At 71.7% G+C, this 12,740-nt stretch carries 5 protein-coding genes; 4 read left to right on the top strand and 1 reads right to left on the bottom strand.

The features are described from left to right. Positions 1 to 25: 25 nt before the first annotated feature. The 3 genes from CP983_RS24525 (at position 26) to CP983_RS24540 (ending at position 3,679) form a co-directional block, all read left to right on the top strand. Entirely contained in the window at positions 26 to 2,221 is a 2,196-nt protein-coding gene (locus CP983_RS24525) for an MMPL family transporter (protein WP_150501806.1), read from the top strand. A gap of 276 nt (positions 2,222 to 2,497) precedes the next feature. Beyond that, positions 2,498 to 2,788 carry a response regulator transcription factor gene (locus CP983_RS44065; RefSeq protein ID WP_163016935.1) on the top strand — a complete coding sequence of 97 codons (291 nt, stop codon included), beginning with the start codon at positions 2,498 to 2,500 and terminating at the stop codon, positions 2,786 to 2,788. 213 nt (positions 2,789 to 3,001) lie between these two features. Beyond that, positions 3,002 to 3,679 (top strand): AfsR/SARP family transcriptional regulator, encoded by a 678-nt coding sequence (locus CP983_RS24540; RefSeq protein ID WP_107905920.1) that lies wholly within the window; start codon positions 3,002 to 3,004, stop codon positions 3,677 to 3,679. Positions 3,680 to 3,753: 74 nt separating this feature from the next. Here CP983_RS24540 and CP983_RS24545 read toward each other — a convergent pair whose 3' ends face one another. Next, the gene (locus CP983_RS24545) at positions 3,754 to 11,388 is read right to left on the bottom strand and encodes a non-ribosomal peptide synthetase (RefSeq protein ID WP_167537756.1); all 7,635 of its coding nucleotides are present in this window, start codon (positions 11,386 to 11,388) and stop codon (positions 3,754 to 3,756) included. 277 nt (positions 11,389 to 11,665) lie between these two features. Here CP983_RS24545 and sbnA point away from each other — a divergent pair, with 277 nt between their 5' ends. Then, positions 11,666 to 12,703, top strand: a complete 1,038-nt coding sequence (gene sbnA, locus CP983_RS24560) for a 2,3-diaminopropionate biosynthesis protein SbnA (protein WP_150501808.1) — start codon at positions 11,666 to 11,668, stop codon at positions 12,701 to 12,703. Positions 12,704 to 12,740: the final 37 nt, after the last annotated feature.

Below are 12,740 nucleotides of genomic sequence, written 5' to 3' on the forward strand. Positions count from 1 at the left end.
ATTCATTCGAGAAGGGGAAAGCAAAGTGGGAGGCAGGAACCTGATCACCAGGGCCGCTCGCTGGAGCGCCGTCCACCCCTGGTGGGCGATGACGCTCTGGGTGGTGTTCGTCCTCGGCGCCCTCGTGGTCGGCGGAATGACCGGCACACGGTCGGCGACCGTCTCGGACCTGGCCATCGGCCAGTCCGGCCGCGCGGCCGAGATAGCCAAGGACGGCGGCCTGGAGAACCGGGCCGTGGAGAACATCCTGGTGACGCCCTACGAGGGCACGCTCGACCAGGACAGGGCGCGGGCGGCGGCCGACGAGGCCGCGGATGCGCTGCGGGGCGCCAAGGGCGTCACCGCGATCGGCAAGCCGGTACCGGCGCCCGACGGTTCGGCCCTGCTGGTGCCCGTCACGCTCGGCGGGGACCCGGAGACCGCGAGCGAACGCGTGCAGCCGCTGCTCGACAAGGTCGAGAAGGTCGGCGAGAAGCACACCGAGGTCCGCGTCGAACTCGTGGGCGCCGGCTCCATCAAGGCCGGGCTCGACGACATGCTCTCCGAGGACCTGGGCCGGGCCACCGGGCTCAGCCTCCCGGTGACGCTGATCGTGATGGTGTTCGTCTTCGGCGCGATCGTCGCCGCGAGCGTCCCCGTCATCCTCGGCATCTCCTCCGTGCTCGCCGGCCTCGGACTGTGGGGCGTGGCCTCCCAATTCGTCGCCGACCCGGGCCCGGTGACCCACATCATCGTGCTGATGGGCATGGCCATCGGCGTCGACTACTCGCTCTTCTACCTCAAGCGGCAGCGCGAGGAGCGCGCGCTCGGCGCCGACAACATCGACGCCATCGAGATCGCCTCCGCCACCTCCGGCCACTCCGTGATGGTCTCCGGACTGGTCGTCATGGTCTCCATGGGCGCCCTCTACCTCGCCGGGCACATCGCCTTCGAGTCGATGGCCACCGGAGCGGTCCTCGTCGTCGCCATCGCGATGCTCGCCTCGCTGACCGTGCTGCCCGCGATGCTCTCCAAGTTCGGCCGCTACCTGGACCGTCCGCGGGTGCCGCTGGTGTGGCGGCTCACCCAGCGCGCCGGCACCAAGCCGCGCCTGTGGTCGGCGATGCTCAAGCCGTCGCTGCGGCACCCGGTCATCTCCCTGGTGCTGTCGGTGGGCGCGTTGCTCGCGCTCGCCGTGCCGGCCATGGACCTGAAGCTGAAGGCCACCGGCGTCGACGACCTGCCGCACTCCATCCCCGCGATGCAGGCCAACGAGCGGCTGACCGAGTCCTTCCCGAGCCAGGCAGACACGCACACCGTCGCCGTACGGGTCCCCGCGGACCAGGCCGGCCGGCTGCCCGACGCGGTGACCTCCCTCATCCAACGCACCCAGCACTCCGGCCTGTTCGTGCACACTCCGGCGCCCGAGGTGCGCACCTCCAAGGACGGCACGGTGGCCACCATCGCGGTCGGCACCCGCTTCGACAGCAACTCCGAGAAGGCCCGCGAGTCCCTGACGGCGCTGCGCGAGGACATCGCGCCGGGGACCGTCGGCCGGGTGCGGGGAGCGGAGTTCGCCGTCGGCGGCAGCGACGTGGCCTACGACGTGGACTACCGGGCCAACGTGGTCGACAAGATGCCCTGGGTGCTCGGGGTGGCGCTGCTGCTGACCTTCCTGGTGATGGCGATCGCGTTCCGCTCGATCATGCTCGCGATGATCACCGTGGTGCTCAACGTCCTTTCCGCGGTGGCCTCGTTCGGGCTGCTGGCGCTGATCTTCCAGCGGACCTGGGCGGAGGGCTTCCTGGACTTCGAGTCCACCGGCCGGGTGGTGGCCTGGTTGCCGCTGATGCTCTTCGTGATCCTGCTCGGCCTCTCGATGGACTACCACGTCTTCGTGGTCAGCCGGATCCGCGAGGCGGCGCGCGGCGGGCTGCCGATCCGGGAGGCCGTGGAGCAGGGCATCACCCGCACGGCCGGCGTCGTGACGAGCGCCGCGGTGGTGATGGTCAGCGTGTTCGCGCTGCTGGCCTCGCTGAGCTTCATCGAGATGAAGCAGATGGGCGTCGGCATGGCCTGCGCGGTGCTGCTGGACGCCACGCTCATCCGGATCGTGGTCCTGCCGTCGGTGGTCACGCTGCTCGGCTGGAAGACCTGGTGGCCCTCGCGGCTCGCGCATCAGAACGAGGCGCGGCCGCCGCGGATTCCGGCATTGGTCGCGCGGCGGGCACCGATTCTCTGAGATTCTCCGAGCACGGCCTTGTGACGAAGGGGCGGCCCGATGGGCCGCCCCTTCGGTCATGTCTGTCACCTTTCGTGCCGGACCCGCGCTAAACGTCCTGTGAATTGTGTGAGCTCCCCTTGGGAGTCCTGTGTCGAAAGTTGTGAGAGTTGTACACTCAGACGCGCGTTCGGCGGAGAGCGACCATCTGATCCTTCACCGACCCATTGGGTGAATCATCAACATACCGACGGGCGCGACGACGGGGGAAAACGGGGTGATCAGGGGGATATGTCCATGCACGGTGACGACGGCATGCCGTCGGCGCGTTGGGAGACCGAGCTCGCTCGCGTAGGAGCGCTTTCCGATCGCGAGTTGCAGGTCTTCGCGCTCCTGGGTGCCGGACTTTCCAATCGCGGTATCGCGACCCGGCTTCAGGTCACGGAGCGCACGGTGAAGGCGCACGTCGCGAGTATTCTGACCAAGCTGGAAGTGGAATCCCGCCTTCAGGTCGGCTTGGTCGCCCAGGCTCATCAGCTCATGTACGAAGGTACAGTTTCGAACAGCTCGGACGTGATTGATAATTGATCAGTTCGAGTAACTCCCAGGTAATTCCCTTGTCGGGCCCGACGGAATGAGTCGCTTTCGTTCCGCGTGCTGCGCCCGAGGCCGTGAGGTGGGAGCTCGCGGCCGAATTCTTGGATAGGGATGGGAATTTTTGTGTACATCTCCATATTGGGCCCGCTGCTGATAGGGGACGGTCAGCGGACTGTCGGTCTGCGGGCGAAGAAGATACGGGTCATGCTGACCATGCTCGCGTTGAACCCCGGCCAGGTGGTCGCCTTCGACGAGCTGATCGATGAACTGTGGGGCGAAGTCCCTCTCAAGAACACGCGCAACGCTCTTCAGGCCAACGTCAAGCGCATGCGCAAGGCGCTTGCCGAGTTCGGATTCGAGGATCCTGACCAGACCCTCATCCGTACCGTGGACAACGGCTACATGCTCGACGTCCCCGAGGAGGCCCTCGACGCCCACCGCTTCCTGCGGATGGCCGAAAAGGGCGCCGGCCTGGTGGGGCAACGGCCGTACGAGGCGCGGGACCTGCTTCGGCAGTCCCTCTCCATGTGGCGGGGACCGGCCCTGCTCGACGTGAGTGACGGGCCGCGCTGCCGGGCCGTGGCGCTCCGTCTCGACGAACAGCGCAAGACAGCCAGGGAAGACCTGATCGAGGCACAGTTGCAGGCCGGCGAGGCGGGGGTCGTCGTTGCCGAGCTGAAGCAGTTGCTCGCTCAGTATCCCGAACGGGAGCGGTTCAGCGAGCAGTTGATGATCGCGCTGTACCGCTGCGGACGGCAGTCCGAGGCGATCGACATCTTCCATCGCACCCGTAAGTGGCTGGACGAGGAACTGGGACTGAAGCCGTCACGGCGGCTGCACAGCACGTATCAGGCCATCCTGATGCAGGACCCGTCTCTGTGACTCCGTAGGTCGAACGACAAGGGCGCCGGTGGCTCGTGCTGAGCCACCGGCGCCCTTGTCGTGTCCGTACCGCCTCAGGTCCGGCGCAGGGCCCGGTCCGTGAGCGCGCCGATGTGGCGTGCCGCATCGCCGCTCAGCATCTCCTCGTGCCCGCACGGCACGTCGTGGACCACGACCGCGCCGTCCACGTACGGCCGCCAGCGCGCCGCCGGGTCGCCGGCCGGGGCGTCGGGCTCGGCCGCGGCCACGAAGAGCGTCAGCTCACCCGTGTAGCGGCCCGGTGTGAAGCGGCGTGCGATGTCGGTGTGGTGCCGCATGACGGTCATCAGGTGACGCAGGTCCGCCTCCGGGATGTCGGCGCCACGGGCGTGGTGTTCGAGGAACGCCGTGCGGATCTGCTCGTCGGTGGGGTTCGGGTCGTCGGGCTCGACGGGAGCCACGTCCAGCGCCGCCAGGAAGTCGACCTGTTCGCCGGTCTCCTGGAGCCGGACGGCCATCTCGTGTGCGACCAGCCCGCCGAACGACCAGCCGAGCAGGTGGTACGGGCCCTGCGGCTGAACCTGGCGGACCCGCTCGACGTAGGTCGCGGCGAGAGCGGGGACGTCCTGGGGGCGGGCCCAGCTGCCGGGTGCCGCGGCTATGCCGTCCGACTGGAGGGCGTGGACGGGGCGTCTTGGGTCCAGGTGGGGGGTGAGGCCGGCGAAGGGGAAGCCGAAGCCGACGCCGCCGTGGACGCAGAACAGTGGGGGGAGGTCGCCGGTGGGGCGGAGGGGGAGGAGGGGGGTGAGTGCGGGTGCTTGTGCCTGTGCGGGTGCGTTCGGGGGCACGCGGCCTTCGGCCGCGTCGGGGTTCCCACCCGCACCGCCCGTGCGGGTATCGCTGTCGGGTGCGGGTGGCCCCTGTGGGGCGTGCGCGCCGTCGGCGGCCGCGGGAGCGCTCGGGGCCGCGTGAATGGTTTCGGCCGCGGAGTTGCTCTCGGCCGCTGTGGCCAGTGCCTTCACCGTGCGGTGGGTGAAGACGTCCGACAGGGACAGGGTGAGGCCTGCCTTTTCCGCTCGGCTGACTATCTGGACCGAGCGCAGGCTGTCGCCGCCCAGGGTGAAGAAGTCGGCGTCGGCGTCGACCCGGGGCAGGCCCAGGACCTCGCAGAAGACGTCCGCCAGGGCCTTCTCGCCGGGGGTGCGCGGGGGGCGGCCGGCGCTGTCGGGGGCCGGGGTGCCCGGGGCCGGCAGGGCTCGGGTGTCGAGTTTGCCGTTCGGGGTCAGCGGGAGCTCGGGGAGGGTGACGAGGGACGCCGGGACCATGTGGGCCGGCAGGGAGCCGGCGACGTGGGCGCGCAGGACGGGCACGTCGACGGCGGCGACGCCGGGCACCGGGACGACGTAGCCCGTCAGTTGCGGGTCGCCCGTCGGCGTCGCGGTCACCACGACCGCGGCCTGCGCGATCACCGGGTGCCGGGTCAGCGTCGCCTCGATCTCGCCCGGCTCGATCCGGAAGCCCCGCAGCTTGACCTGGTGGTCGGCGCGGCCGACGTAGTCCAGCGTGCCGTCGGAGCACCGGCGCACCAGGTCGCCCGTGCGGTACATCCGCGTACCGGGCCCGCCGTAGGGGTCCGCGACGAAGCGCTCGGCGGTGGTGCCGGGACGGCCGAGATAGCCGTGGGCCAGACCGCCGCCCGCGAGGTACAGCTCACCGGTGACACCGACCGGCGCCGGCGCGAGGGCCGCGTCCAGGACGTACCCGCGGAAATTGGCCAGCAGACGGCCGATCGGCGGCTTCCCGCCCGGCGTGAGCGGATCGCTCCAGGTCGCGCAGACCGAGGTCTCCGTCGGGCCGTACGCGTTGCGCAGCGTGACGTGCGGGGCGATCCGCTCGACCACGGCCGGCGGACACGCCTCGCCGCCGACCAGCAGACACAGGTCGCCCGGGAGCGCGGCCGGATCGGGGAAGCCGGCCACGACGGTGGGCGGCAGGATCGCGTGATTGACGCCGTACTCGGTGATCAGCTCGGCCAGCAGCGGCGCGGACAGCCTGCTGTCGGCGGTCGCGCACACGAGCGTGCCGCCCGAGTACAGCGAGGCGGACAGCTCCCACACCGTCGCGTCGAAGCTGAACGACGCGAACTGGAGCACCCGGGTCCCCGGCCCCGCGCCCATCTCAGCCCGCAGGTTGGCGACCAGATTGGCCGCCCCCGCGTGCGGCACGGCCACGCCCTTGGGACGGCCGGTGGAGCCGGAGGTGTAGATGACGTACGCCGTGTCCCGCGCGGTCAGCGGCCGGGTGCGGTCGGCGTCCGCGACGTCGGTGGCGGGCAGCGCGCCCAGCTCGGCCAGCGTCGCCGGGGCGTCCAGGACCAGCGGGGACACCCCGGGGAGCCGGCCGGCGGCCTCCTCGACGGACAGGACCTCGGCCGGCGCGGCGTCCTGGAGCATGTAGGCGATGCGCTCCGCCGGGTAGTCGGGGTCGACGGGCAGATAGGCCGCGCCGGTCTTCAGTACGGCCAGCAGCGCCACGACCGTACGGGCCGACCGGGGCAGCGCCAGCGCGACCAGGTCACCGGGGCCGATGCCGCGGCCGAGCAGCAGCCGGGCCAGGCGGTTGGCCTCGGCGTTGAGCTCCCCGTAGTCCAGCGGGTCCGCGCCGGGGACCAGGAGCGCCGGACGGGCGGAAGCCTCGGCCACGTGCCCCTCGAAGAGGGCCGGCAAGGTCACCGGCCGCTGCGGCAGCACCCGGCCCTGATGCTCGGTCAGCAGGGCGTGGCGGTCCTCGGCGGAGAGCAGGTCGAGGGCGCCGAGCGGCGCGTCGGGGGTGCGGGCCGCGGAGGCGAGGAGGGTGGCGAGGGCGTGCGCGACACGGTCTGCGGTGGCCTCGGTGAACAGGTCCGCGCTGTACTCCAGCAGGATGTCCAGACCGCCCGGAGCACCGTCCGCCGCCGCGCGCTCGGTCACCTCGAAGGACAGGTCGAACTTCGCCGTGGTGGAAGGGACGGACTCCACCGAGGCCGTGACGCCCGCCATCCCCGGCAGCGGACCGGCCGCGTTCTGGAACGACAGCACGACCTGCACCAGGGGCTGCCGGGCCAGCGAGCGCGCCGGCTTCAGCTCGTCCACGAGATGCTCGAACGGCAGCTCCGCGTGCGCGTACGCCGTCAGGTCCGACTCCCGCACACGGGCCAGCAGTTCGGCGAAGGTGGGGTCGCCCGCGGTGTCCGTGCGCAGCACCAGCGTGTTGACGAAGCAGCCCACCAGATCGCGCACCGCGTCGTCCGTACGGCCCGCCACCGGGCTGCCCAGCGGGATGTCGGTGCCCGCGCCGAGCCGGGTCAGCAGCGCCGCGAGCCCCGCCTGCACGGCCATGAACAGGCTCGCGCCGGAGCGCCGCGCCAGCTCGGCCAGACGCGCGTGCGTCTCGGCGGGCACCGTGTGCGCCACGCTTCCGCCGCGCCCGCCGGCCCGCGCGGGCCGCGGGAAGTCGGCGGGCAGCTCCAGCTCCTCCGGCAGTCCGGCCAACGCCTCGCGCCAGTGCGCGAGTTCCCTCGCGATCAGACTGTCCGGGTCGTCCTTGGCGCCCAGCAGCTCCCGCTGCCAGCGCGCGTAGTCCGCGTACCGCACCGGCAGCGGCTCCCAGTGCGGCGCGCCGCCCGCCAGCCGCGCCCGGTACGCGGTCACGACGTCCCGCGCGAGCGGCTCCAGCGACCAGCCGTCGGCGGCGATGTGGTGCACGGTGAGCGCGAGCACGTGACGGTCCGCGCCGAGCGTGAACAGCCGTGCGCGCAGCGGAACTCGGGCGGACAGATCGAAGGGGTGCGCGGCCTCCGCGGCGAGCGCGCCGGGGAGGGCCTCCTCGCCGGGCAGCCGTACGACCTCCATACGGGCGCCCGCCTCCGCCGCCTCCTCGCGGGACAGCACCAGCTGCGACGGCAGCCCGTCGGCCTCCGTGAACACCGTGCGCAGACTCTCGTGCCGTGCCACCACGTCGGCGAGCGCCGCGGTGAGGGCGGGCGCGTCGAGTGCGCCGGTGAGGCGGACGGCCAGGGGGATGTTGTACGTCCCGGCCGGGGTGCCCATACGGCTGAGGAACCACAGGCGTTCCTGGGCGTAGGAGAGGGGGGCCGAGGTGGTGGGGTGGTCGGGGGCGGGGCGCAGCGGTGGGCGGTCGGTGGGGGGCGGGGTGGGGGTGGTGGCTGTCGGTGGGGGGAGGGCGCGGGCCAGGGACTCCGCGGTGCGGGTGTCGAAGAGGGTGCGGACCGGGACGTCCACGCCGAGGTCCGCGCGCAGCCGGTTGGCGACCCGGATCGCGGACAGGGAGTGGCCGCCGAGGGCGAAGAAGTCGTCGTCGGCGCCGACCCGTTCGAGGCCAAGCGCCTGAGCGAAGGCGGTGCACAGCAGTTCCTCGTACGGCGTCGCGGGCGGGCGGCCCGTGCCCGTGCGGTCGTCCGGCGGGGCGGGCAGTGCCTTGCGGTCGACCTTGCCGTTCGGGGTCAACGGGAGGGTGTCCAAGGGGACGTACACGGCAGGGACCATGTGCTTGGGCAGCACCGCGGACGCGCGCTCCCGCAGCCGGTCGCGGTCGGTCCCTGCCGGTACGACATAGGCGACCAGGCGGGGTTCGCCGCCGTGGTCGGTGCGGGCCGTGACGACCGCCCGCTCGATGCCGGGCTGTGCGCCCAGGACGGATTCGATCTCGCCGAGTTCGATGCGGTGGCCGCGGATCTTGATCTGGTGGTCGCTGCGGCCGGCGTATTCGAGGGCGGTGGTTGCGTTTGTGTTTGTGGTGGCCGTTGTCCAGCGGACTATGTCGCCCGTGCGGTACATGCGGGTGCCGGGTGGGCCGTACGGGTCGGCCACGAACCGGTCCGCTGTCAGGGCCGGGCGGTTGAGGTAGCCGCGGGCGAGGCCCGAGCCGGCGATGTAGAGCTCGCCGTATGAGCCGTCGGGGGCGGGGCGGAGGGCTGCGTCGAGGACGTAAACGGCCGTGTTGGCGATGGGGTGGCCTATGGGGGGCGGGCCTTGGGTGTGCGGGGTGAGTCGTGCGGCCGTGGACCAGATGGTCGTTTCCGTGGGGCCGTAGACGTTGGTGACCGAGGCGCAGTGGGTGGTGAGGGCGTGGGCCAGGGGGTCGGGCAGGGCCTCGCCGCCGACCAGGGCGCGGAGGTTCTTCAGTGCGGGGGCGTGGTCGGTGGTGAGGGTCTGCCACAGGCTGGGGGTGGCCTGCATGAGGGTTGCGCCGGTGGTGGTGATGGCTGTGGCCAGGGCGGCGGGGTCGCGGACCGTTTCGCGGTCGGCGAGGAGGAGTTCGGCGCCGGTGGCCAGGGGGACGAAGAGTTCCAGGTTGGCTATGTCGAAGCCGAACGTTGTCACGGCGAGGAAGCGGTCCGTGGGGGTGACCTCGAAGCGGGTGGCCATGTCGTGAATGAGGTTCACGAGGGCGGCGTGGGGGACGACCACGCCCTTGGGGCGGCCGGTGGAGCCTGAGGTGTAGATGACGTATGCGGGTGACTCTTCCGGTGCGGGTGCGGGTGCGTTGGGGGGCACGCGGCCTTCGGCCGCGTCGGTGTTCCCACCCGCACCGCCCGTGCGGGTTTCGTGGCCGGGTGCGGGTGGCCCCTGCTGGGGCTGAGCGCCGTCGGCGGCTGGCGCGGTCGTGGCGGGGGCGGGCGCGTCGAGGATCCACAGCCTGCCTGTGCCGGTGGTCTCCGTGTCGTCCGGCGTCAGGAGGGGGGCCACCCTCTTGTGGGTCAGGGTTACCACCGGGGCCGCGTCCTTGAGCATGTAGTGGAGGCGGTCCGGGGGGTAGTCGGGGTCCAGGGGGAGGTAGGCCGCGCCTGTTTTGAGTACGGCCAGGGCTGCCACCACCAGGTCGCAGGAGCGGTCCAGGGCCAGGGCCACCACTCGTTCCGGTGCCGCGCCCGCCGCGCGCAGGGCGGAGGCCAGGGCGTCGGCTCTGGTGTGCAGCTCGCGGTGGGTGAGGCGGTCCTCGCCGCAGCGTACGGCCGGTGCGTCCGGGGTGCGTTCGGCCCACTGCTCCAGGAGCGGGGCCAGCAGGCCGCCCGGCAGGTCGGTGGCCGTGCTGTTGCGGGTGGTGAGGAGGCGGGTCCGCTCGGGTTCGTCGAGGAGGACGTCCAGGCGGCCGGTGGCGGTGTCCGGGTCGGTCACGGCCGCTTCGAGGAGGCGGGCGAAGCGCAGGCCCAGGGTGTGGGCGGTCGCGTGCGGGACGCGGGACGGCAGGTGGTTGATCGCGAGGCCGAACGGCGTGCCGGGGAACACCGTGAGGGTCAGGGGGTAGTGCGTGGCGGAACGGATGTCGATCGCCGTCACCCTGGGGCCCGACTCCGGTGGTGCCAGGGGGACTTCGCCCATCGGGTAGTTCTGGAACATCAGCGCCGTGTCGAAGAGTTCTCCGCGCACCGGCGTCAGCTGCTGGACCTCGGCGAGCGTGAGGTGCTCGTGCGGCAGCAGCTCGGTCTGGCCGGCCTGCACGGCGGCGAACAGCTCGGCCGGCGTGCGTCGGGGGTCCACGTCGACCCGTACGGGAAGCGTGTTGGCGAACAGGCCCACCATCGCCTCGACGCCGGGCAGTTCGGCCGGGCGCCCGGAGGAGACCGCACCGAACAGCACCGTGTCCTGCCCGGTCAGCCGCGACAGCAACAGTGCCCAGCAGCCCTGGACCACCGAGTTGACGGTCAGACCGCGAGCACGCGCGAGACGGGTGAGGGCGGCGGTGACGTCCGGGGCGAGCTCGACGGGGACCTGCGCGGGCAGCGCGTCGGCGTTCGAGACGCCGGATCCGTCACCCTTGGCCGCCTCAGACGCCGACCGTGCCGCCTCAGACGCCGGCTGTGCGGTATGCGACGCCAGCTGTGGCGGCTTCGACGCCCCCTGCGTCGCTTCCGACGCCGACCGTGCCCCCTGCGGCGCTTGCTGTGCCGCCTCCGGCACCAGCCGCGTCGGCTCCGACACCCCGGCGAGTGCGCGTCCCCAGGCTGCCCGTGCCGCCTCCTTGTCCTGCGCGCCTAGCCAGGCGAGGTGGGCGCGGTAGTGCGTGACGGTGGAGTTCGGGGCGGCGTCGAGGCCGGTCGGCCGGCCCGACCCGGCTGCCCCGCCGGACTCGGCCGCAGTGGCCACACCGGCCGCTTCGCCGGAGCCGACCGCTCCGCCCGCCCCGGTCGCGTTCCCGAGGCCGGCCGATGTGCCGACCCCCGTCGCCCCGCCCAACCCGGCCGCGAACTCCGCCAGTTCACGCGTGAGCGTTGCCATCGACCAGCCGTCCACCAGGATGTGGTGGACCGTCCACAGCAGGCGGCCGCGGCCTTCCGGGCCCCTGAGGAGGGTGAAGCGGTGCAGGGGTGGGCGGGTCAGGTCGAAGCGGTGGAGGCGGTCCTCGTGGGCCAGGCGGTCCAGGGTCGCCGCGTCCGCGTCGGGCAGCAGCCGCTCCCGCCACGGCAGTTCCACGGACTTCGGAACGACCTGCACCGCCTCGCCGGTGCGGCGGGTACGGAAGCAGGCCTTGAGGTTCGGGTGACGTTCCAGGAGCATGGCCGCCGCAGCACGCAGCGCCCCGGCATCGGCGTCGGTCAGGTCCTCGAAGTCGACCACCAGCTGAAGGGTGTAGAGGTCCGTTCCCTCACGGTCGTATTCCGCGAGGAACAACAGCCCCTGTTGCAGGGGCGTGAGCGGAAGGACTTCACTGATGGCGGATGGCCGATTCAAGCCGTGCTCCTCACGGAAGAGCTGGGTGGGCGGAAGTCGGGATCATTTCCGACCGCTCGACGATTTCCGATCGCACTGACGCTCAACTGACCGGTAACTGACGGCCCGCTGACGCATTCACCGGCCGCCCGCCACCGCACGGGCCGCCCGGTGAAGCAGACCACCGAGCATCCGCGACGCCCCTTCCTGCCCTGTCAGCAGCCCGTCAGCACCTCGTCAGCGCCCGCCTACAGGCTTGGCGGCGAGGCTCATTCGTCGCCGAAGGCCAGGAGTGCCAGTGCCGGTTATATCCGCGTCGCATGAATTCGATGTCAGCGACCTCTTCGTGAATCTGCAACCGCTCTTCGGGCGCCGTCTCTTTCTCAAGGTCGAGGGATTCAACTTCGCCGGCTCCATCAAGCTGAAGGCGGCCCGCGAGATGGTCGCGCAGGCCGAGGCCGCGGGCAGGCTCGGACCCGGCTCGACCCTCGTGGAGTCCTCGTCCGGCAACATGGGCGTCGCCCTGGCCCTGCTCGCCGCGAGCCGCGGCTTCAGGTTCCTGTGCGTGACCGACTCCCGCTGCAACGCGGTGACCCGGCGCACCATGGAGTCCCTCGGCGCCGAGGTGCACGTCATCACCGAGCCCCACGAGACCGAGGGCTTCCTCGGTGCCCGCATCCGGCACGTCAAGGCGCTGCTGGCCGCCGACGACAAGAAGGTCTGGCTCAACCAGTACCTCAGCCCCGGCAACTGGATGGCCCACTACCGCACCACCGCGCCCGCCATCGCCCGCCAGTTCCCCGACCTGAACGTGCTGTTCGTCGGGGCGGGCACCACGGGCACCCTGATGGGCTGCGCCCGCTACTTCCGCGAGCGCCGGCCCTCGGTGCGGGTGGTCGCCGTCGACAGCGTCGGCTCGGTCACCTTCGGCCGCCCCGCGGCCACCCGGCACATCCCCGGCCTCGGCACCAGCGTGCGGCCGGCGCTGCTCGACGAGTCCCTGGTCGACGCCGTCGTCCATGTCCCGGAGGCCGCGACCGTGCGCACCTGCCGGGAGCTGATGCGGCACGGATTCTCCTTCGGCGGCTCCACCGGAACCGCCGTGACCGGAGCGCTGAGCTGGCTCTCCGAGCAATACGGCGACACCGCGTCGGGCATTCGCGAGCAGGTGACCGCGGTGACGATTTCCCCGGACCTGGGCGAGCGCTATATGGAGACCGTTTACCACGACGAATGGGTCACGCATTCCCTCGGCGCGGAATCCCTCACGGAGAACGCCGAAGGGACCTGGGCGGGCACGGAATCGACGGCCGGCCTCGAGACGGTTTCGGGCTGAACGGCACTAGCGGACGAATTGGTTGAGGCGCTGAGAA

This window comes from Streptomyces chartreusis (assembly GCF_008704715.1).
Taxonomy (GTDB): Bacteria; Actinomycetota; Actinomycetes; order Streptomycetales; family Streptomycetaceae; genus Streptomyces; species Streptomyces chartreusis.